The organism is Nocardia noduli, assembly GCF_019038455.1.
Taxonomy (GTDB): domain Bacteria; phylum Actinomycetota; class Actinomycetes; order Mycobacteriales; family Mycobacteriaceae; genus Nocardia; species Nocardia noduli.
Genome location: NZ_JAFMPL010000111.1, coordinates 1 through 18,761, shown reverse-complemented (window position 1 = coordinate 18,761; position 18,761 = coordinate 1). Strand labels below are relative to the sequence as shown.

Here is an 18,761-nt window from a genome sequence, read left to right as displayed (position 1 = left end):
TGTTGTCACGCAGGGTTCGGCGGCTACCTTTGTGATCGGGTGTCGATCGCGGACTTGAGGACTGCGTCGAGCCGGACTGGTTTGTCCCAGGTGAAATTGTCGTGGTCGCGGCCGGCGAGGAGGCCGCTGGCAAGGGCCATGGTTTGGCACGCTGTCCGCGCGGAACCGCTGAGCGCTCGGTAGTCCAAGCCGTGTTCTCGACACGCGGCAGCGAAGGATTCCGACGGCTGTTCGAACAGGTCTCGCACTTCGATCATCCAAATCGGTGTCCGGTCGACCTGCGAATCCCGTTGCCTCCACCGGTGTTGCACCAGTTCGAGGCCGTCCACCGGCCCTTGGGTAGCGACGATCCGATCCAGGCTGTTCTCCAGGTCGTAGCCGGTGATCAGACGCGTCGAGCCGCGTTCGTCGGCGAGCCACTGCACCACGGTCGACAGTGCTTCCGGGTTGCATACCTCGACCACCTCTGTGATGAGGCTAAGGGGTTTGGCGTTCACATCGATGATGTGGTCGTCGTCGACTGCCAGACTGAGCGAGCAGGCCCAGCCGTGGGCAATTCCGATTGCCCGAACGATCGGCGATTGTTGTCTGGTGTGGATTCTTCCCGAACGCGATAGCTGCGGCACCCCGCGGCCGTCGGAAGGCAGAGAAATCAGGCGGACCATGAAGACCTTTCACAGCGGCGTGCTGTAGGCAGATGCAGACGACGTGGTGGTAGCGACGCCGTTGTCCACCCCTGGTGCGGTTCGGAAGTCTTGTCGGGGCCCGCTGTGACTGATTCGACGACCGGGCCGGTCCGGGTTCGCGACAAGTTTAGGGCAATTCGTGTCCGGTCGAGGCCGAACTTCTCAGTTGCGCAACCAGTACGAACCAGGTGTCGCCGGTATCCTGTCCACATGCGGAGTTCGAGCGGATCGGCCGCCTGCGCCAGGTGTTTCCGTTCCCTCGAATCGGCATGCCACAACGGAGAACCCTGCACTTCGGCGCGGTCGGTACTCGTGTCGGTCGGCCGAGAACGCAGAAGCCATCTCATGACTCGCCGCCTTCCTGCAAGGGCTCGCGTCGAGGTTCGTCGACGCATCTCGGGCACTGCCTGAGTTTGGCCTTCACGGAAGTTCCAGGTCGGCAGTGCTTCCAGGCGCCTGTCGATGTTCGACCGGCCACGCGCCATCGAATGGACCATCTCAAGTCTGCGGACTGAGTCACCGACGGTCAACCCGGCCCATGAATCCATTTCGCGACATTCCGAACAGGTCTCACCCAGTTGACCACGGGCTACCGCTACTTCGGTGGGGCAGGGCCGAGCACCGGGCCGTCGGTGGCAGGACAGCGGTAGGTGTATTGCGCGGGCTGTCGTGGACTCTCGACTCACCAGTCGTGTGACCGCCCGATCGGCATGCTCGGCACGCAATTCTCGGCCGTGCTACGCCTCTGGTCCGCAGCACATCGGCACGGCGGAAACCTCGGCGTGAACTACGCCTGGTTTCGGGTACCTGAACCCATTGTCTTGTTAGCCATCACATTGCTTGGATTGGAGATAGCGGGGTGCGTCCACGTGTTGGAGGGACGCATCTTCGCGATGCGCAATGACTATTAGGGGAGTTCAAGTGAGATTAGCGAGCACGACCGCCTGCGCACGACACGTTGCGCCGACCCAGAGCGGAAGGGCTTCCCGCCCCACAGGTATCGATCGAGACCGCAACGACTCCGCGCTTCACTGCGGAGAAGACCGGTGATGATATCTGTCGACACACCTCCGCTACCGCCGTTGGTATCCGGATCACGTCCGGCAATCGGCCATCTTTCCCAGGTGTTGAGAGATGCGGAGCAACTGATTCGCGCAGGATATGCCGAGCATGGAGAGGTTTTCCGCGTCAGCGTGCTCGGCAAACCTGCCGTGTTCATATTCGGCGAGCATACGAGACAGTTCTTCGAGGACCCTGCTCTCGATATCCGCAGCGCGTACGGCTTCCTCGGGCGAATGCTGGGCCAGGATGTATTCTTCCTCGCCGAGGACGAGGAGTACCGAAGGCAGCGTGAGATTGTTCTGAATCGCTTCCAAGGGCGCCACCAACTGGGCACCTACGTGGAGGTCATGGACCACGAGGCCCGTGGACTCGTGCAACAGCTGGGCGAAGAAGGCGAATTCGACATCTTGTCGCAATTCGGACCGCTGGTATTACGAGTAGCTGCACGCTGCTTCCTCGGGGAAAATTTCGCGTCAGGTCTACCGCGGGATTTCTACTCGGAGATCAAAGCGCTGTCCGGTGGTGTGCACTTCTTTCTGCCGAACTCGCTGCCGCTCCCATCTGTCGTGCGGTCCCGCAAGGCCCGCGTGCGCCTCGAGCGAGCCATCACCGACATGATTCAGGCGCGACGGGACAGACCAGTCGAGCCTGCGGACTTTCTCCAGAGCTTGGCAACGGCCGAGTATCAGGATGGCCAGCCCGTCCCTGTCGACAAACTGGTCGGATTGATCTTGTTGCTGACCTGGTCAGGCCAAGACACGACGGCAGGCCTCATGGCGTGGGCGATGATCGACCTTCTCCGCGATCCGGCTGCCCTGGAACGAGTCCGGGCCGAAGTCGAGCAGATCGTGGCCGACGGCACACTCGACCTTGCCGGGGTGGGGCGACTCGACTACACCTCCGCCTGCCTGCGCGAGACCGAAAGGCTCCATCCTGTCGCGCATATCATCAGTCGTCGCGCCACATCGGACCTGACGGTCGGTGAGTTCACCATCCCGCGAGGCGCGCTCGTGTTCGCCTCACCGGCGGTGTCGCATCGACTCGACGGAGTCTGGGAAGCCCCCCACGAGTACCGCCCTGATCGCTTCCTCGGAAGCGAGTCGAGAGAGCTGCGCCAGTCGTTGATCGGCTTCGGCGGCGGGATCCATCGCTGCCTCGGACAACACTTCGCGACCCTGGAAATGAAGATCGTGTTGGCGCGACTGATCGCCCGATTCGACCTGGAGTTGATGACCCGAGACCCCCGGCCAGCGGCCGGAAGCATGGCCTCGAAGGCACCCCAAGGGCAATGCCTCGTCCGCTACAGGGCGCGTCGATAGCGTCGACGAGTCGCACTGTCGGTGTCCCCGCAGCAGTCACCGCCTGCGGGGACAATCGTCGCCTGCCCTGAGATGTGCTCGAAGTCATTCCAGCGGGAAGGGACGAACTTCACGCATCTCGCCGTCCTCGAGCAGGAAGAACTGCATGGCGTCTGCGACGTCGGTGTCAGGCGAACGAGTTCCATCAGATGAGAATTTTCCGGAGGTTACGTCGAGTGTCCCGTCGAGAAAGGGTTCTATCGCGGCGTATTTCTCCGCTTCGGCACGATTCTCGATCTCGAGGATTGTCATCTCGAGTTTGGTCCGCTGCTCAGGTGTCAGCTGCACGTAGGATCCGTCGATGCGGATGAGACGGGCGGCTGGTTGTCCATCCTCTGTACCGAGTTCCAGTATCACTGGAGTGTGGTAGTCGGTGTGAATGGTCCTGAGGTTGGAGGCATCGCTCACGAATGGCATTACTACTCCGTTCGACTCGGTCGCTGCATCGGTGGTGCCATATGCGGAATGAGCTCGGACAGCAGTCTGTCGGGACGGCGATGGTGTCGCTCTCGATGGATTTTTCCGCCGCAAATACCGTGCGGCGGTTCGGAGCTCTGCCAGCCTGGGCGTCCACGGCAGGTTGTCCGCGCTCGCTCAGTCATCGATTGGCGGCTCACCGGGCAGCGCCCTGTCGTTCCACCGCGGCTCCCCTCCTAGACAACCTGCCCGCCGCGCGGATCCTTCTGTACGGGAGGCGCGATTGACGCACTCACGTCCGCTCACAGCCGCAGAATCCATCCAAACAAGGTCACCGGCGGAGCGGCAATAGCCCGGACTACCCGAACGTTCGGGTAGTCCGGGCTATTGACATCGCGCTCACTGTGGTTTATGTGAACCGTTGGTGTCGGGGTGGTCTTCGAGGTCGGGAGGCGCCGATCGGCGACGGCCATCCTGCGTAGCGATGCAGGCCGTCGAGCCCGGTGAGTGCGATAGGGGTAGGTGGCAATCGGCGGGTACGAGCGAACACCTCGCCGCGCAATGTGTCGAAGGCTCGAACCAGGGATTCCAGGGAACGCTCCAGGGCGTGGATGTCGCCCGCGGGAGCGTCGACTCGGCAATCGATGACGGCGGCGTTCAGTGCTAGACGATCGATGACAGCGCCCATCGTTTCGGTGTGCAAGGACGCCCCGGGGATGGGCTGCGGAGCCAGCTTCCCTATCCAGGCATCGACGACAGCCACAATATCCAGCCGCCGGACAACCGACGGCGGTTCGCAGTCTGACTTGTGAGACCTTCCGTGCAGCAGGTATAGAGCAACGGCGGAGTTCAACAGGGGGTCAGCGGAATCATCGACTCCGGACATTTGCCGCATTGCGCTCAGAAGCATTGTTCCAGTGGGCATTTGAGGCTCAATTGGTGCGGGCATCAGGACACCCCGACGGGGTTCGGAGGCAAGTGAGCGCCGTGCGAAGTCACTACTTCTGGTCTGGTGCGAGCTGTGGCTAGCGCCGGGATCGGCATGGCAGATCGAGCACGGTGCAGTTGATCCGGCTCAGCGGACCGTCCAGGCTGGCTTGCGGCTGGGGACCTACCGCCGGGAACCAAGGCTCCGTTCCGGTTGGGCGGCCCCGGCGACAAGTACCGGCCGACTGCGGATCTGCTGGCTGAGCGAGTGACGATTCCCGTTCGCCGGTCTGCCTGTAGACCGGCGGCGACCGTATCGAAGTCATGAAAAGAGTACTGCTGCACTGCGTAGCCACGCGGGCACGCATAATCTACCGTGGACACGGCAGAGACCCACCTCTCTGCGTTTGAGTACGGGGACGGCGGCAACCATCCCGACTGAATAGCGGTCGGCAATACCGCTGTTGTGGTGCGTCGACTCTCACAGCTCTTCAGCTGAGAGAGTCGACGCAACCCGCGCCGCGAAACCAGGCGTGGCACATCGTTCTCTGACGCCGCTGACGCGAAATGCGCCGCGCGAATCGAGACGGAACGCAGCCTTCGCCGTCTGTGCTCTGCACCTCCCGCTGGGTCGTCCTTCGATCGCCGAGAACGCCGCTGGACCTCAATGACCAGGAGTTCTTGCGATGTAGTTCATCCAAACAAGGTGCAATGCTTGACACAACAGTTTCAGCTACCCGAAACCAGGTGTAGTCAGCCAGTCGCCGCACCGCGAGCTCGCCCGTTCATCACATGTAGGCATCCGGTAGGCCGACATAGAGACCCCGCCCCCATTGTGAGGTCGACCCAGCAACCATGAACGCGTCGTTGTACACCAGTTCCCTGCCCCCCGACATGACGTGACGGGGCCCAGGCCGGTCGTACCACACCACACCCGAATTCCACATGTCACAAAACACGGGGTCATCGACCAGTCGGTCGAGCAGATCTCGTGCGCGAGGATGGTTCGAAGGCTCGGCCGCGAATGATCTCAGCTGCCCCACCTGTACTTCTGCTTCCCAATCCCAGTTCGGGGTCACACGTTTGGCTCTGCTGTCGAAGAACCACCACTCCAGCAGACTCGGCGCGGTATCCATGCCTGGCCATAGTGAACGGAACAGGTCGTTCGCCTCGTCGATTCGCCAGCTCTCGACCCAGGCTGCCGGGACGTCCGCGGCGAAGGATTTCAGCACCGCTAACTCGTGGCTCAGGGGCAGCCGGAACGTGGCGGTCGACTCGGGCGCACGGCCGGTGAGAACATCGAGGTGATACCGCTCGTGCTGCGTGCACTGGAGTACCTCGCCGATACGCCTCACTACCGCTTCCGATGGGTTGTACGCGGCACCCTGCTCGAGCTTGGCGACGGTCTGCGTCACAACATCGATCGCCGCAGCGAAGTCGGCCTGAGTGATTTTTCGCTTGCGCCGCCGTGAGCCGACGAACTCCCCGAGATCAGGCAGCGCCAGCCGTTTCGGATGGCGGCGGACCTGCCGATCGTTTGCGCTCATCTCATCGGATCCCTTCGGTTCGTGCATGTTGACCGGCGTACATCGTCGGTCGGAACTACCCCTGGTTTCGGGTAGTGCGAGATGTTGTATCAGGTAGTAACGCCTTGCTTGGATGTACATGACAGACGAACCACAGCGAGATGCGTCACCGGGCAACAGTAATTGCAGGGGGCGCGGCGCCACCAACCGGAGGGGAGGCGAAACCTGGAGTTGGCGTTGCTCATTGAGTAGAGGGAATTCATCTGAGCGGGAACTCTTCGACCGCGCTTCTTGAATAGTCCGTGCTTCCGGTGCGATAGGCGATCGATTCCGACGGACGTCGTTCGGTGCTGCCCTCTTATCGAAATGTCGCCCGATCCGCCAGGTATTGCCGAGTAATTCGAACCCCGACGGTAATGGGTTCACCTACAGGTCCGGATATCAGCAGTGAAGTGCAGCGATCTGATCGAGCACCGGAAGTCGAAGATATGACAGGAGAGGCCGCGTGTTAGGGGAGGGAAATGACACCAGAGGCAATGGTTTGCCCACGTCGACGATGCACGAACGGGATCCAGGGATGTTGAGTAGGCAGTTCGAAGAAGGGGGGCGCTTATGAGATCCGGCAGCGAGACCGTCCACGTGCACCCTTCACTGGGAGGTCAAGGACTACATCTGTGCGGCCGACGCGTTCGGAATCGGTAGTGGCTGATGTTGCTCTCGAACCTGGACGCCGCGATATCCGGCGAGGATGAGTCTCCGCCCAAGATCGGCCGGGTACTGCTCTCTCATCGACTTTTCCGGCGACTGACCCGCAAGGATCTTGCCCGAATTACCGGGATCTCCGAACCGCATATCGAAAAGATGGAGCGGGGAACACGAGCGGTCAGCAGCGAACACCTGGACTTGCTATTGCAAGCGCTGGGTATCTACGAGTTGGCCCGAGACGAATACGCCGATCTCGCCTATCAGCCCGAGACCGTCAGGACACGGCTACTCGGGAGCAAGGGCATCTCGCCCGAGAACCAGGATCTCGCTCTGCTCACATCCCTCGGTTGTCCCGCGGCGCTGATGGCGCCCGCCAGTTGGGACTTGCTCGCCACGAACGAACCGTTCGATATCGCGTTTCCCGGCGCAAGCGAGTCGAGAAATCTGCTCAAATGGCTGCTGTTCGACCCTCGTGCTCGGCAGGTACTCCCCGAGCCGTACTGGACACAAGAAACACACCTCATGGTCGGCGCGCTGCACTGCCTATGGCCCACTTTCGTACCGCGGCCCCGACTGGGCCAGCTACTCAACGAACTCGTCGAAGCACCCGAATTCGAGGAGTTCTGGCTAACCCCCATCCCGGCGGATGCGGTTCCATCGATCACGATTCGCTTGCAGGACATCGAAACCGGCACAACCATCGAACATTTCCGACAGCTCAACCATCCGCAATTCCCGTACAACCGCAGTTGGCGTGTATACGCCCTGCCGCCCGCGTGCAATGGCTGAACACAGCATGCTCCGAAGGATCCCAGCAAGCGATATGACTCCGCCAGACTGGGTTTCGGGCAAACGGGATCATCTGAACTGCGGTCTCGCTGGCCCGGGGCCGAGGCCGAGTAGCGACCCATGTTGAAATCGAGCCTCGGCGCCGGTATTCCCGGCGATGCCAATACAACTCCTTCGATCGGCCAGATTCTGATGTTTCATCGCAGATGGTGGCGACTGTCGAGGCGGAAACTGGCGACGGTCACCGGCATCTCCATGGCCCAGATCGAGAAGATGGAGCGCGGGGAGCGGCCTGTCAGTCGAGAGAATCTGGACACAATTCTGCATGCCCTGGGGATACATCAGCTGTTCCGAGACGAGTACGCAGAACTCGCCTTTCAACCAGAGATCGTCCAGAAGCGGCTGCTCGCAGGTGAGAACACCTTCCCGGAAGAACACGACGTGGCTGGGTTGGACAGCCTGAACTGCCCCGCCGCCCTGATGGCGCCCGCGAGCGGTGATCTGCTCGCCACCAACGATTGGTTCGACAGGGCTTTGCCGGGTGCGAGGCAAACTGCTCGACGACCGCGCGCGTGAGGTTCTACCGGAGCCGCACTGGAAGAGGGAAACCCACGTGATGGTCGCAGGGTTGCGCTGCCGTTGGCCTACTCTCGTCGCCCGCTCTCGGCTCGACGAGCTGCTCGATGAACTTGTCGACGCCCCAGCCTTTCTGCCCTTCTGGAGAACTCCGATACCCGTGGACAAGGCGCCGTCGACAACAATCCAGCTGCGCGACCTCGGCACCGGCAAAGCGAACGAGTATTTTCGGCAGACCAGTCAGCCGGACTTCCCCCACCACCGCCCCTGGCGGATTTACACGCTGAGCCCCAAGTCGCCAGCGAGATAGGCGGGGCGCATATCGGGAGTTCAGACGGCTGAAAGCGTGCAACCGACGAGACATCCCGGCACAGAGCCCCGACTCCTGCATGACCCTGCGTAGCGCGCCGAACTTGCCGCACGCGCGTAGGAAGCCTCCTGCTTCGCGGGCAAACTAAGTAACTACCGTTGCGATATGTAAATATGCGCATGAGACACGTCGATCCTCAGAGGGTCGCCGAGTCGCAGAGGTCCTCGACAGCCCGTGGGCGTGGGGCGATGTTCGTGCGGTGTGGATTCACTGGAGGTCGCGAGAGATCATCCTTCCGATGCTTCGTGATTTCGAGGGTGACTACCGGCTCTCGAATGAGCTGCTCGAGGCGGCGACGGTCCCTCAGTTGCGTAACCGATGGTGCTCGATTCACGCGAAGGGCTGGGCCTTGGACCCGGTGATCGCGACCCTGACCCAGGGGCGCCGGTACCGTCACGCGATGGGGTTCGAGATCGGCGAACGGGTCCGATGCACGCGGGACACCGAGGCCAACACCGAGGCCCGGACCGGGGTGTATCCGCTGGTGGAATGAGGTTGGCGACGTTCGGACTGTATCGACTACACCCGCGAGAAGACCGGTCGGACCTTCGCACGTAGCGCCTGTGGATTCTGCCCATTCGCGATGACGTCGGAGGGCAATCGCGCGGTGGTGTTCGAGCGCTACCGGCGAGATCCGGAAGTGGGAGCGAAAATGCTGTTCATCGAACGTACCGCGATGGATTTGAACCCGAGGCAGGCATTGCTGCGTGACACGCGCGCTCTGGACTACATCATCGAGGCGGGCCTCACCGATGTGTTGGACCTGTTCTATGAGCGACTCGAAACAGCCCCGCACGCACTGTATGAGGTCCGACGCTTTGCCCGGTTTTCCAGCAGTGCGAAGAAGCCGACCTTTCCTCGGTCCGTGCGTGCACTCGATCGTGGATCGCGCCGGGAAATGGTATCGCTACTGAGTGCGATGCCTGGCACGCCGACCGCTGATGAATACGGCACCATTCGCCATTATCTGCGTAACGACCCGGACCCGGCTCGCATCGAACACTTCTATGCCGTAGCCCCGGCGGGAATTCTCGACAAGGAGATTCCGAGGTTCTCCGAACTGTGGGAGGGCGTCGCGGGGTCGGGATTGTTCGACATGCGCACTTCCGTGGACGCCGTCTGAGGTCCGATATCGGACATAAGTATCTGTCCTGCCTCTCGATTTGCACTCTTCGTGTATAAAATGTATAAAAGAGATGTGAGTGATTCCCGCTCACGCAACCGAAAGATTCTTCCGGGTGTCGACCGTATTCCGGTACATCCCATTCGAGTGAGAGATCCATGTATTTCGAATTCAATGCTGAATGCTCCCCCGAGTTCCCTACGCGCTATCGCCATCGCCACGACACGACCGGTGCGGTCCAGGTCGAGCGCGCCGCGATCGTCGCATTGGCGCGCTACTTCGCCATCCGCGCCATCGAGATGGGGGCATCGAAATGACCCCCATCACGCCCCGGTCCGCCGTCGACCAATCCACGGCCGACCCGAAGGTTCAGGTGCCCAAGATGAAACTGATCCCCTACGGCCGCCACGGAACGACGACCACCGAGTTTCTCGAAGAGTTCGAGATCGGCAAGACGGGCCCGACCAGCTTGCGCAAAGTGGTCGGTGAGTACACCATCCGCTTCCACGTCATCGACGGCCCGCCGATGACCAACTACACCCGCTGGACCTGGCGACCCGAGCGCGGGGGACTGCGATACGAACACGCCCTGCGCGGCCACCGAGGCTGGACCATCACCAGAGCGTGGATGGAGGGCCACAACATCCTCCGAGACGGCACCCTCGGCAAGCAGTACTGCCGTGAGGATCTGCTGGAGCGAGAATGGTGGGACGGCGAGGACAGCGAGGATCGCTACCCCGAGGCCGGGATCCTCAGCGACGCGGCACTGCGATTCTGGCCCGTCGTCGATCGCGAGGGCGGGGCCCAACCCACCTGGCTGTTGAAACCCGGCGACATCGTGCGCACACGCGACGGCGACCGTGCCGTCATCCTGCCCCAGCCGCCCACGCCACCACTGGACTCCAACGCCCAGCCCGCAGCAAACGTGTCAGGCATCCATGGCCTGCACATACCGCCCGTCGAATACGACGTGCTCGACAGCAAAGGCAAGCCGACCGGGACGCCGTGCACCGGCTATCGCGAAGAACTCGCCCTGATCATGCGACCCCATCCCACACCACCACCCAACGACTCGGCGGCGACCGAACCACCGGCCGACCCCACGCCGACGACCACGTCGAGCGGAACCGAAACCAGCTGAACAGCTGAACACCTCGCCCACCGACCAATCCGGTCGCGCGGCCCACGCGCCGCGCGACCGCACAATCCTCCCCCGAGAGAGCGACCATGCCCCACCCTCGCAGCGCCTACTCCCTCCACACCAACGGGCTGCTGGGCCTGACCGCCGTGCACGCCGTCGACGAGCACGGCCAGCCCGCCCTTCACATCTTCATCTCCCCCACCGGCCAGGCCGCCCTGCCCGCTGTGGGCATCAGCACGATCGAAGACCCCGAACTGCGTGCCGACGCCAAACAGGAACTCAGGTGGCTGATGCAGGCCCACGATCACCTCAGTGCCCTCACCGCAGCACGGCCCGGGCCCGCGAGCGCCGACCCCGCAGCCGGGCCGATCGCCCAGCCCACGAGCTGCGAAGCGCACACCACACAGCGCCACCAGGACGCCACCGTGGTCCTCACGCTGCGAACACAGCCCCCCACCGCGGACCTCCTCGCGGCGCTCCACAGCCGCTGGCCCGGCGCCGCGCTCGCCCATGCCGACGGGCTCGTGCCCGTACGCGACGGTGACACCCTGAACATCACCCTGCCCGCCCGGGCGCTGGTCGACTTCTTGAGCTGGTGCCGCGAGCAACCCGCACCCGAACACTCCCCCTGCTGAACCGCGCCACCGCGACCCGTACACGCTGGAATCGAAAGTTGTTGTCTGCCATGTCCGATGCGCCCCTGTACTGCCTGCCGCCGTCGACCGAGGACACCCGTAGCTTCATTCGCGCCGGAGCGCTCGCCATGATCGCCTCACCCGGGCAGGGCAATTCGATCGAGGACGCCTACCACCGGATCTGCTTCGACAACGGTGTCTACACCGGCCGCTATCCCGGGGACGAGCGCTACCTGGCCTGGCTCGGAAAGCATCGACGGCACGCCGAGCGTTGCCTGTTCGCGGTGGCCCCCGATGTCGTCGGCAACCACTTCGCCACTCGCACGCGATCGCGCGACATGCTCCGACGCATTCGGGATCTAGGACTCCCGGTTGCCTACGCCGCGCAAAATTTCATGGATCTGGACGCATGGGACCTGTGGGACGAGATCGACTGTCTGTTCATCGCGGGTGACGACGAGTGGAAGTTGGGACCGGCCGCCGCCAACCTCGCCGCCGTGGCGTCCAGTCTGGGCAAGTGGGTCCACATGGGCCGGGTGAACTCGTTCAGCCGCTTTCACTACGCCCGCTTGATCGGCTGCGACAGCGTCGACGGAACCCACCTCACTTACGCGCCGGACGTGAGCCTCGCCGAAATACTCTCGTGGATAAGGAAATCCGACCTTCATACACAAGCACTGAGCTTGTAGCCGTTCGACCACGGCGCGGGGGTCGGGTCCGGCTCGACCCCCGTGTTGCTCCGCCGACAGTCTGCTGCGCGTGAGCGCCCGACGGGCAGGGTTCCCGGCCAACTCAGACCACAAGACATCCCAGCCGGAGCGGATCGCGCCTCGGCCTCACCGCCTCAGGGCGGCAACCCGTATTCGAAACCTTTTCCCGTGCAACGCAAACCAAGGAGACTCGCCATGGGCGATCTGTATACCAACGGCCATATCACCGTCGCGGACACCCGGCTCGCGGCGCTAGTCACCGCGGCCAACGCGCGGTTCGGTGACTACCGGCCCGACGACGATTCGATCGGCGCACCCGAAGACCTCGCCCGGTTGTTGATCGAATCCGCCGGTGGCAACGACGAGCCGGAATCGACCGACATGGCCACGATCGAGCGCAACAACGACAGCGGCGCGACCACGATCGCGGTCACGGTCGTGTTCGGCGACGTCGACGACCAGTGGCGACAGGTGGCTCATCTACTCGCCGAGCACGGCGCAGAGGGGGAATTCACCCACGAGCCCAACGACGGCAGCAGCCCGTTCCGGACACGGCTCAGCGAGGGCCAGGTGCACGAGGACAACGCCCTGCACCACGTCTTCGCCGGAGACATCATCGGCCACGTCGGACAACTGGGGAAGACCAGCGGCACCACCCTGGACTTCCTGACGCCCACCCTCTACGCGGAAACGGACGTCGTGGGCGCACTGCTGGCCGAACTGCACACCCGCCGCACACCCCACCCGCCCGGTGACACCGACTCCACCGCACGCGAACAATTGGACAACTGGACCCAGCTCGCGGGGATCAGCTGGGCAATCCACCCGGTCACCGCCCCCTGACGACGCAGCCCCGTCTTCCATTCGGCGGCGCTCGCTGTGCACGGGCGCCGCCAGTTCGAAGGATTCGTCTTGACCACGCCATATCTGGAAGCGATCGCTGCGATCACGGCGATGATGATTCGCGAGATCCTCGAAGACATCGCCGGAGGCATCGTCCCCGAAACCGTGCGCACCTACAGCGAGCTTCACGACTGGGTCGACGCCAACACCTACGCCGCGGAATTGGTCACCGAGTTCGAGAAGACCCACGATTGGCTCGACTTCATCAACGACGCGACCGACCGCGTGGATGTGTGGCTACGTGCCGGACGCCCCGGCTACCTCGATCAGCACACCGCGTCCTCCTGGCACGAGTCCACACTCATCTATCTCGGGGAACACGCGGACACGTTGCCCAACCACACCAAGGTCGACCGCCTGGCCGCCGCCGCTGCCGTGTGGACCGAACCCAACGTCTACGCCCCCTACACCTGGCGCGAGGGGATGCCCGCTGATTCGACGACCCACCACCAAACCACCTGAGAACCACACACTTCCACGCCGACTCGACTGCGGGCCCGTCGCAGGCGCGAGCACGGCGGCGGCGCGCCGAGCCCGCCGACGCCTACGCACACGACCATCGCGTTCCCGTGAGCACGTACTCGGGTGCCCGCGCGCCGCCGGCCGGGTTACGGGGCCGGGATCACCTGGATATGTCGGTGTGAGCGATACAGTTCGGGCAGGCGGGTGAGCACGGGAAGATCGTGATCGAGCGCCGCGGCGACCACCGGCGCGACGAGCGGCCAATCCGGGCCCGGGTCGTAGGCGACCCGCGTGCGCACGCTCAACGCCGCGCGCGCATCCATCACCGTGAACTTCACCGTCGCGGGGCGTTCGAACAATGTCGCCAGGTTCGCACCGGCGTTCCCGCTCATCGCCGCAGCGGCCATGAGGGAGGTCGGGGCGATCACGAGGATGCGATGCTGGTTACGGAAGTCATCGAGCAGCACTTGCCCGTAGATCGGTGTTTCGGCTATCGCGGTCAGCAGGCTGTGGTCGACAACAGCGCTCACGCCGCGCCCGCGCGAGCGGCTGCGCGGTCCAGCGCCGAGGTGATCTGGTGCGACCATGCACGCGCCGCGCGCACTTCGGCCTCGGAGTACTGGCTGATCGCAGCCCGGGACAGTTCGGCCTCGCGGGCACGCTGCTCTTCGTCGAAATAGCCCTCGGGCATCCCGGAGCGCAACATCGCGGTCGGCACGCGGACCACCCCGCCGTGCTCGTCGCGCAGCTCTGTGACCTGTACGGGATCCTGGTCGGACATGGGCCAAGAATACCATCGCCGCCCAGCTCACACCGCTGGTCGAGCATCGCGGACCCGGCATCACCTACAACAGGATCAATACGGGCACTGTGGCAGACCGGCCGCAGGTCGATGATCCGGGGCGCCGGGACCGGCGACTACTCCACGATCTGGGCTTTTCGCGCCCACGACATCGGCACCACTATGGCCCACTCGCGGCGACGGCGCGTGATCGGTAGATGGCAGTCCTCTGCCACTACTCGCTCGCGGATCTGACCGAAGAGCCCGCGGGCTTCGCTGATCGCGAGCGGGTCGAGGATCTTCTCGCCACTGACCGGGTAGTCGTTGCGGTGCGCGTGCCAGGTGTCGGGATGAATCATCAGCACGGTGTCCGCAGGACGTTCGTGGTAGGTCAGCGCAATCGTGCCGTCGGACCGTACAGCCGACAGTACGTCGGCGAATCGGGTCTGAACGGCGCTCGCCGGAAATGATTGCACCGGCCGGATTATACACAAACCACACTTCGATTCCGTCGCGTCGTCGTCCCGGCCGACGAGTTCGATGACCACGTCCACACCCTGACCTGTCGGTATCTGTGCAGGTAGAAGCACTGCAACTCTCGATTTGTGTATAATCTGTATAATCTGTATATTGGGTCTTGTTGGTCGAGAGAGACCAACCGACTCCCCTGAATCCACTTTCGGAGCAATTCATTGACCCAGAACACATTCACGCCAATCGGCACCCGGGACACGGTCACCGACGGCCACCGCTTCCTGTCGCTGTGGAACGCGGCCCACAGCGGTGTCGAAGTCGCCGTCGAGAACCGCTACGGCGACGGCGAGGTCGTCGTCCTCGATGACACCCAACTCGACCACATGATCGACGCGCTGACCGCCATTCGCACTCAACGCGCCGCGACCACCACGCCCCGAATCCGGCACCACACCATGCCGATCAAGCTCCTCCAGCTACTGCCGCGCCAGACCAGGGCAATCGAAACAGCGGCCCAGCTGACCAACAGTTCCCGTCACGTGACCGTCACCGATCACGCCGCAGTGTTCGACATGAACAATCCCCCGGCCTGGGCAACCGCAACCCTGAACCAGCTCCGTACGGATCCGAATACCCCCGACCACGTGACATCCTCGTTCGCCGAAGTCGCCCAACGACTGAACAGCATCGGCACCGACGGCCCGCCGCCCGAAGACCGCTCACCGGCATGAACACCACGCCGGTCCCGGTGCGGTTCAACGACCGCGACGAGGACGACGACGCCGTATGGCACGCCCACCAGCGCACCGACGGCCGCTGGAACGTCGAAGGCGAGCAAGGCCCCGTCGAATGGCCCTACCGCACAGACGAACTCGAATTCCTGTGAGCGATCCGCCGTCGCCAGACCACTCCCAACCATCGCTACCCATACCCAAACCTTCTGTGCAACAACGAAAAAGGAGAACCCTCATGACCACCCCCGGTGATGCCCGTCAGGCCGACGGCGACAGTCCGCGCGGCCCCCACGTCGAACCCCAGATCGACCCGCCGACCAAGCCCAGTGACCGTTCGGCCACGGCCACCTGGGATATCGGCAAACCCGACAGCGCCGGATATCAGCCCCAAGCGGTACTGAGCGTGATGCACGACTCCGGGCGGTACTCCATCACGCTGGGCGCGGGCCGCGTCCAGCGCGACGGCGTTCTCGTCAGGGTGGTGTTCGACGCCAAAACGATTCCCAGCACCGTCCTCAGCCGTGTAGACGACAAGCCCCGGTTCCATCGCGGAACCCTCAACAAGCTCCTCACCCAGGCACTCGCGGAACTGCGGACACGCTACGACGCCGACGACGAGGTCATCACGCCGTACTTCGATCCGACCTCCCACTGGCACATCCGCTGACATCGGCGAAGCCCGGACCAAACCTCTCCTCGGCGTCGCGGCCGATCGCCGCGCCAAGCCCCACCACAGGAAGGACACACTCGTGGCCGACAACCCCGAAGTCGCCCCCCACTCGACACCCACCCGAGTCCCCGGGGATCGCTCGATCTCCCTGGCATGGAATGTGGGCAATCCCAGCGAGGGCCAACAGCCTCAGGCGGAACTCACCGCCCACTACTTCAAGGGCAGCGGCTACATCGCGAGACTCAAGGCCCGGACCGAAGGCCGCGACAAGGGGTGGATCACGCACCACTACGCCGACCTGATGGGCCGACCGGGAAGCGTCATCGACCAGTTGGAAGCAACGCGCTACTCGGCCAAGAACTTGGCCAAGTTCGCCAATAACGCTCTCGCCCAAGTTCGCCGCCGGTTCTGTGACGACGACGCCGAGATCACGGCCTACTTCGATCCCGCCTCGGAACACCACACCTACTGACTCGCAGGTTCGACGCCACGGGTCCGGGCAGCTTGTGACTGCCCGGGGCCCGTGGGAAATCTGTCTCTCTTCACGCCGCCCGATCCGGCGGCGTCGCTGACACCCGATGTGGCGACGCCGCGTTCCCGGTGCGGCCCATCCCGAACATTCGATTGTCGAAGGAATCTCGCCATGTCCGTGAAGGTCATCACCACCGACGAGTACCACGCCGACCGCCACCACGAGCACGCCGGAACCGCCGCGGACCTCTACCCCGAGACCGTCGAGAACTGGAAAGCGACGTGCCCGACCTGGCACGGCCACCACTGGCAGATGCGCCTCGTCCCCGGATCGGGCACCTGCCTGGCCCCGGTCAACGTCGTCACCGGCTGAGCCACCTCACCGCCCGCCGTCGAACCTGAACCCTCTGTGTCACAACGAGACAAGGAAACCAACCTATGAGCACACCGCCGCTGGACCCGCCCGGACCGGACCGCCCGCAGGGTCCGCTTGCCGAGCCCGACAAGCAGTTCAGGGATTTCGACATGTGGTGGAAAGTCGGCGACCCGACCGACAAGGGGCAGCCGGGCGCGGAGTTGTCGGTCGAGGTCAGCATGGACCGCGACGGCTATCACGCGGACCTGTACGCCCGCATCGTCTACCCCGTCGGCTTTATCAGCGTCATACCACCGCACAGTGTCAGGATCGCCACGTACGCATACGATTCCGTGCCCGATCACGTCGAGCAATCCTACGGTGCGATCCGGTGGTACTTCCGTGAATTGGGGCTCGCCGAGTTGCGTCGACGATTCGTTGCCGAGGACCCCGAAGTGTTGCCGTACTTCACCCCCGGCTCCGACCGCTTCCACTGCTGAACGCGACCTGGTTTCGCCGCAGAGCATCCGCCACACTGCCCCGCTGCTCTGCGGCCCCGGCACGCCGACGCAGTTCCGAACATCAAATCGTCGAAGGACTTTCGTTCATGATCCACCGAGCATCCACTTTCGATCCCCGCCTGCCCGGGCCCGCCGACGCGCCGGTCCGTATCGGCGCCGGTCCCGCGACCGTCATTGCCCGCTGGCCGATCGGCGATGTCGACACCAAAGGTTGGCGGCCCCACGCCGAACTTCGCGTCACCTTCGAGCACAGCGGTCGAGGCAACTGCTACACGGCGAAGTTGACCGGCCTCTACGCCAACAGCGACGGCGCTGCCACCCACGCGGTCGGTGTCGCGCCGGTTCTGCTGTACCAGCGCCACGTCAAACGCTTCCGGCGCATCCAGCTCGAACGAACCTACGCCCGGGCGCAGACGATGCTGCGCACACGATTCGCCCACGACCGCCAGGTCCGCGCGTTCTTCGATCCTGCCTCACCGGTGTTCACCGACCTCGAATCCTTCGGGATCGGCTTCCACATCCCGGACCCGGCACGGGCCCACCGCGCTCGCCGCTGGGAACTGCACCGAATTGCTGATGACCCCGACCGCTTCGGCACCTATGCCGTTGCCCACGGAGTCGAATTTCCCGACGGCACAGCCGCGATGCGAGGGAACGGATTTCCCGAGTCCACGGTCGCGCTCGGCGCGACCTTCCACGCGGCGAGCGCTCTCGGCCCCGAACGGAGCCATCGTGTCGTCTGGATCGACCCGCCACCGTCGACCGATTGGGCGAGGGTCCGTGTCGCGGTACGCGTCCCCCTGGCCGACGATGAAGGTGACACGTGGGCGATCTGTTCGATCCTGACCAACGTCTTGGGCCACCCTCGCCACGAGTTGGAGGAGATCGGATGGCGCTTCCCTGACGGGTGGCGCGATGATGCCGTGGTCATCGACCCCGTCGACGAGTTCACTGCCGGTTGCAGCACGCAGACGCTATACAGCCACGAGAACGATCTCGACTCCGAGCAGGCCCGCGCAGAACATCACGGGTGCGAACACACCCTGTTCGGTACATCCACCGAGGGCTGGACCGACGAAACCGACACCCACTTTCGCGAGGCGGTCGGAGTCGCGGAACTGTGGGTATTCAGCAGTTTGGATTGGCATGCGGTGGTGATACGACGCACCAGTCAGCCCGACATCGCGTCTCTGTTGGTGTTCCGCGACAACGACTTCGACCCGGACGACGACGCCACCTTCGCGTCCGGTCAGAGAATCGTCGACAACGCACCGTATCCGAACGTCGAGGACGCAAAACGCGCCGGAATCGCCGCGATCGTGGACTTTCTGTCGCGGCAGTGCGACTCGCCGACGTCGTGAGTTC

At 63.7% G+C, this 18,761-nt stretch carries 26 protein-coding genes; 19 read left to right on the top strand and 7 right to left on the bottom strand.

Features of this window, described 5'->3' with window-relative positions; all coding sequences use genetic code 11:
- Positions 1–23: 23 nt before the first annotated feature.
- The gene (locus JZ792_RS34995; protein ID WP_216917191.1) at positions 24–497 is read right to left on the bottom strand and encodes a hypothetical protein; all 474 of its coding nucleotides are present in this window, start codon (positions 495–497) and stop codon (positions 24–26) included.
- Between the two features lie 1,238 nt (positions 498–1,735).
- Between JZ792_RS34995 and JZ792_RS34990 the strand changes: the two genes are divergently transcribed.
- Positions 1,736–3,067 carry a cytochrome P450 gene (locus tag JZ792_RS34990; protein ID WP_256461538.1) on the top strand — a complete coding sequence of 444 codons (1,332 nt, stop codon included), beginning with the start codon at positions 1,736–1,738 and terminating at the stop codon, positions 3,065–3,067.
- Positions 3,068–3,151: 84 nt separating this feature from the next.
- Here the strand turns inward: JZ792_RS34990 and JZ792_RS34985 are convergent, their stop codons facing one another.
- The 3 genes from JZ792_RS34985 to JZ792_RS34975 all read right to left on the bottom strand — a co-directional run bounded on the left by JZ792_RS34985 (position 3,152) and on the right by JZ792_RS34975 (position 5,997).
- The gene (locus JZ792_RS34985) at positions 3,152–3,523 is read right to left on the bottom strand and encodes a hypothetical protein (RefSeq protein WP_216917189.1); all 372 of its coding nucleotides are present in this window, start codon (positions 3,521–3,523) and stop codon (positions 3,152–3,154) included.
- A gap of 409 nt (positions 3,524–3,932) precedes the next feature.
- Positions 3,933–4,409, bottom strand: a complete 477-nt coding sequence (locus JZ792_RS43325; protein WP_368858174.1) for a DUF4254 domain-containing protein — start codon at positions 4,407–4,409, stop codon at positions 3,933–3,935.
- Between the two features lie 829 nt (positions 4,410–5,238).
- Positions 5,239–5,997 carry a helix-turn-helix domain-containing protein gene (locus JZ792_RS34975; protein ID WP_216917187.1) on the bottom strand — a complete coding sequence of 253 codons (759 nt, stop codon included), beginning with the start codon at positions 5,995–5,997 and terminating at the stop codon, positions 5,239–5,241.
- 687 nt (positions 5,998–6,684) lie between these two features.
- Between JZ792_RS34975 and JZ792_RS34970 the strand changes: the two genes are divergently transcribed.
- The 11 genes from JZ792_RS34970 to JZ792_RS34920 all read left to right on the top strand — a co-directional run bounded on the left by JZ792_RS34970 (position 6,685) and on the right by JZ792_RS34920 (position 13,390).
- Positions 6,685–7,470 (top strand): helix-turn-helix domain-containing protein, encoded by a 786-nt coding sequence (locus JZ792_RS34970; RefSeq protein ID WP_216917186.1) that lies wholly within the window; start codon positions 6,685–6,687, stop codon positions 7,468–7,470.
- Positions 7,471–7,590: 120 nt separating this feature from the next.
- Complete coding sequence (locus tag JZ792_RS34965; RefSeq protein WP_216917185.1) at positions 7,591–8,046, top strand: helix-turn-helix domain-containing protein; 456 nt, start codon at positions 7,591–7,593, stop codon at positions 8,044–8,046.
- Positions 7,967–8,356: an MmyB family transcriptional regulator gene (locus JZ792_RS43320; protein ID WP_368858173.1), complete on the top strand. Its 390-nt coding sequence runs from the start codon at positions 7,967–7,969 to the stop codon at positions 8,354–8,356. The genes JZ792_RS34965 and JZ792_RS43320 overlap by 80 nt, the downstream gene beginning before the upstream one ends.
- A 298-nt stretch (positions 8,357–8,654) precedes the next feature.
- Positions 8,655–8,909 carry a hypothetical protein gene (locus JZ792_RS34955; protein ID WP_216917183.1) on the top strand — a complete coding sequence of 85 codons (255 nt, stop codon included), beginning with the start codon at positions 8,655–8,657 and terminating at the stop codon, positions 8,907–8,909.
- 90 nt (positions 8,910–8,999) lie between these two features.
- The gene (locus JZ792_RS34950; protein WP_216917182.1) at positions 9,000–9,539 is read left to right on the top strand and encodes a hypothetical protein; all 540 of its coding nucleotides are present in this window, start codon (positions 9,000–9,002) and stop codon (positions 9,537–9,539) included.
- Between the two features lie 158 nt (positions 9,540–9,697).
- The gene (locus tag JZ792_RS34945; protein ID WP_216917181.1) at positions 9,698–9,856 is read left to right on the top strand and encodes a hypothetical protein; all 159 of its coding nucleotides are present in this window, start codon (positions 9,698–9,700) and stop codon (positions 9,854–9,856) included.
- Positions 9,853–10,680 carry a hypothetical protein gene (locus JZ792_RS34940; RefSeq protein ID WP_216917180.1) on the top strand — a complete coding sequence of 276 codons (828 nt, stop codon included), beginning with the start codon at positions 9,853–9,855 and terminating at the stop codon, positions 10,678–10,680. Before JZ792_RS34945 ends, JZ792_RS34940 begins: the two co-directional genes overlap by 4 nt.
- Positions 10,681–10,766: 86 nt before the next feature.
- Entirely contained in the window at positions 10,767–11,315 is a 549-nt protein-coding gene (locus tag JZ792_RS34935) for a hypothetical protein (protein ID WP_216917179.1), read from the top strand.
- Positions 11,316–11,365: 50 nt separating this feature from the next.
- Positions 11,366–12,004, top strand: coding sequence for a hypothetical protein (locus JZ792_RS34930; protein ID WP_254190763.1), 639 nt, complete (start codon positions 11,366–11,368; stop codon positions 12,002–12,004).
- Between the two features lie 216 nt (positions 12,005–12,220).
- Positions 12,221–12,868, top strand: coding sequence for a hypothetical protein (locus JZ792_RS34925; RefSeq protein ID WP_216917178.1), 648 nt, complete (start codon positions 12,221–12,223; stop codon positions 12,866–12,868).
- A gap of 69 nt (positions 12,869–12,937) precedes the next feature.
- Positions 12,938–13,390 (top strand): hypothetical protein, encoded by a 453-nt coding sequence (locus JZ792_RS34920; protein WP_216917177.1) that lies wholly within the window; start codon positions 12,938–12,940, stop codon positions 13,388–13,390.
- Positions 13,391–13,536: 146 nt separating this feature from the next.
- On the opposite strand, the gene JZ792_RS34915 is transcribed toward JZ792_RS34920, so the two are convergent.
- The 3 genes from JZ792_RS34915 to JZ792_RS34905 all read right to left on the bottom strand — a co-directional run bounded on the left by JZ792_RS34915 (position 13,537) and on the right by JZ792_RS34905 (position 14,719).
- Positions 13,537–13,920, bottom strand: a complete 384-nt coding sequence (locus JZ792_RS34915; RefSeq protein WP_216917176.1) for a hypothetical protein — start codon at positions 13,918–13,920, stop codon at positions 13,537–13,539.
- Positions 13,917–14,171 (bottom strand): hypothetical protein, encoded by a 255-nt coding sequence (locus JZ792_RS34910; protein WP_216917175.1) that lies wholly within the window; start codon positions 14,169–14,171, stop codon positions 13,917–13,919. Before JZ792_RS34910 ends, JZ792_RS34915 begins: the two co-directional genes overlap by 4 nt.
- A gap of 137 nt (positions 14,172–14,308) precedes the next feature.
- Positions 14,309–14,719 carry a hypothetical protein gene (locus JZ792_RS34905; RefSeq protein ID WP_216917174.1) on the bottom strand — a complete coding sequence of 137 codons (411 nt, stop codon included), beginning with the start codon at positions 14,717–14,719 and terminating at the stop codon, positions 14,309–14,311.
- Positions 14,720–14,863: 144 nt separating this feature from the next.
- Here JZ792_RS34905 and JZ792_RS34900 point away from each other — a divergent pair, with 144 nt between their 5' ends.
- The 7 genes from JZ792_RS34900 to JZ792_RS34870 all read left to right on the top strand — a co-directional run bounded on the left by JZ792_RS34900 (position 14,864) and on the right by JZ792_RS34870 (position 18,757).
- Positions 14,864–15,376 (top strand): hypothetical protein, encoded by a 513-nt coding sequence (locus JZ792_RS34900; RefSeq protein WP_216917173.1) that lies wholly within the window; start codon positions 14,864–14,866, stop codon positions 15,374–15,376.
- Entirely contained in the window at positions 15,373–15,531 is a 159-nt protein-coding gene (locus JZ792_RS34895) for a hypothetical protein (RefSeq protein ID WP_216917172.1), read from the top strand. Before JZ792_RS34900 ends, JZ792_RS34895 begins: the two co-directional genes overlap by 4 nt.
- A gap of 83 nt (positions 15,532–15,614) precedes the next feature.
- Positions 15,615–16,046 carry a hypothetical protein gene (locus JZ792_RS34890; protein WP_216917171.1) on the top strand — a complete coding sequence of 144 codons (432 nt, stop codon included), beginning with the start codon at positions 15,615–15,617 and terminating at the stop codon, positions 16,044–16,046.
- Between the two features lie 82 nt (positions 16,047–16,128).
- A complete protein-coding gene (locus JZ792_RS34885; protein ID WP_216917170.1) occupies positions 16,129–16,521 on the top strand; it encodes a hypothetical protein in 393 nt (130 codons plus the stop codon).
- A gap of 171 nt (positions 16,522–16,692) precedes the next feature.
- Positions 16,693–16,893 (top strand): hypothetical protein, encoded by a 201-nt coding sequence (locus tag JZ792_RS34880; RefSeq protein WP_216917169.1) that lies wholly within the window; start codon positions 16,693–16,695, stop codon positions 16,891–16,893.
- 65 nt (positions 16,894–16,958) lie between these two features.
- Positions 16,959–17,375 carry a hypothetical protein gene (locus JZ792_RS34875; RefSeq protein WP_216917168.1) on the top strand — a complete coding sequence of 139 codons (417 nt, stop codon included), beginning with the start codon at positions 16,959–16,961 and terminating at the stop codon, positions 17,373–17,375.
- Between the two features lie 107 nt (positions 17,376–17,482).
- Entirely contained in the window at positions 17,483–18,757 is a 1,275-nt protein-coding gene (locus JZ792_RS34870) for a hypothetical protein (protein WP_216917167.1), read from the top strand.
- The last annotated feature ends 4 nt before the right edge of the window (positions 18,758–18,761 follow it).

Bases quoted from the DNA above. Each gene is read 5' to 3' on its own strand.
- JZ792_RS34990 (WP_256461538.1), top strand. From the start codon at position 1,736: ATGATATCTGTCGACACACCTCCGCTACCGCCGTTGGTATCCGGATCA.
- JZ792_RS34985 (WP_216917189.1), bottom strand. From the start codon at position 3,523: ATGCCATTCGTGAGCGATGCCTCCAACCTCAGGACCATTCACACCGAC.
- JZ792_RS43325 (WP_368858174.1), bottom strand. From the start codon at position 4,409: ATGTCCGGAGTCGATGATTCCGCTGACCCCCTGTTGAACTCCGCCGTT.
- JZ792_RS34975 (WP_216917187.1), bottom strand. From the start codon at position 5,997: ATGAGCGCAAACGATCGGCAGGTCCGCCGCCATCCGAAACGGCTGGCG.
- JZ792_RS34970 (WP_216917186.1), top strand. From the start codon at position 6,685: ATGTTGCTCTCGAACCTGGACGCCGCGATATCCGGCGAGGATGAGTCT.
- JZ792_RS34965 (WP_216917185.1), top strand. From the start codon at position 7,591: ATGTTGAAATCGAGCCTCGGCGCCGGTATTCCCGGCGATGCCAATACA.
- JZ792_RS34955 (WP_216917183.1), top strand. From the start codon at position 8,655: ATGCTTCGTGATTTCGAGGGTGACTACCGGCTCTCGAATGAGCTGCTC.
- JZ792_RS34950 (WP_216917182.1), top strand. From the start codon at position 9,000: ATGACGTCGGAGGGCAATCGCGCGGTGGTGTTCGAGCGCTACCGGCGA.
- JZ792_RS34945 (WP_216917181.1), top strand. From the start codon at position 9,698: ATGTATTTCGAATTCAATGCTGAATGCTCCCCCGAGTTCCCTACGCGC.
- JZ792_RS34940 (WP_216917180.1), top strand. From the start codon at position 9,853: ATGACCCCCATCACGCCCCGGTCCGCCGTCGACCAATCCACGGCCGAC.
- JZ792_RS34935 (WP_216917179.1), top strand. From the start codon at position 10,767: ATGCCCCACCCTCGCAGCGCCTACTCCCTCCACACCAACGGGCTGCTG.
- JZ792_RS34930 (WP_254190763.1), top strand. From the start codon at position 11,366: ATGTCCGATGCGCCCCTGTACTGCCTGCCGCCGTCGACCGAGGACACC.
- JZ792_RS34925 (WP_216917178.1), top strand. From the start codon at position 12,221: ATGGGCGATCTGTATACCAACGGCCATATCACCGTCGCGGACACCCGG.
- JZ792_RS34910 (WP_216917175.1), bottom strand. From the start codon at position 14,171: ATGTCCGACCAGGATCCCGTACAGGTCACAGAGCTGCGCGACGAGCAC.
- JZ792_RS34895 (WP_216917172.1), top strand. From the start codon at position 15,373: ATGAACACCACGCCGGTCCCGGTGCGGTTCAACGACCGCGACGAGGAC.
- JZ792_RS34890 (WP_216917171.1), top strand. From the start codon at position 15,615: ATGACCACCCCCGGTGATGCCCGTCAGGCCGACGGCGACAGTCCGCGC.
- JZ792_RS34880 (WP_216917169.1), top strand. From the start codon at position 16,693: ATGTCCGTGAAGGTCATCACCACCGACGAGTACCACGCCGACCGCCAC.
- JZ792_RS34875 (WP_216917168.1), top strand. From the start codon at position 16,959: ATGAGCACACCGCCGCTGGACCCGCCCGGACCGGACCGCCCGCAGGGT.
- JZ792_RS34870 (WP_216917167.1), top strand. From the start codon at position 17,483: ATGATCCACCGAGCATCCACTTTCGATCCCCGCCTGCCCGGGCCCGCC.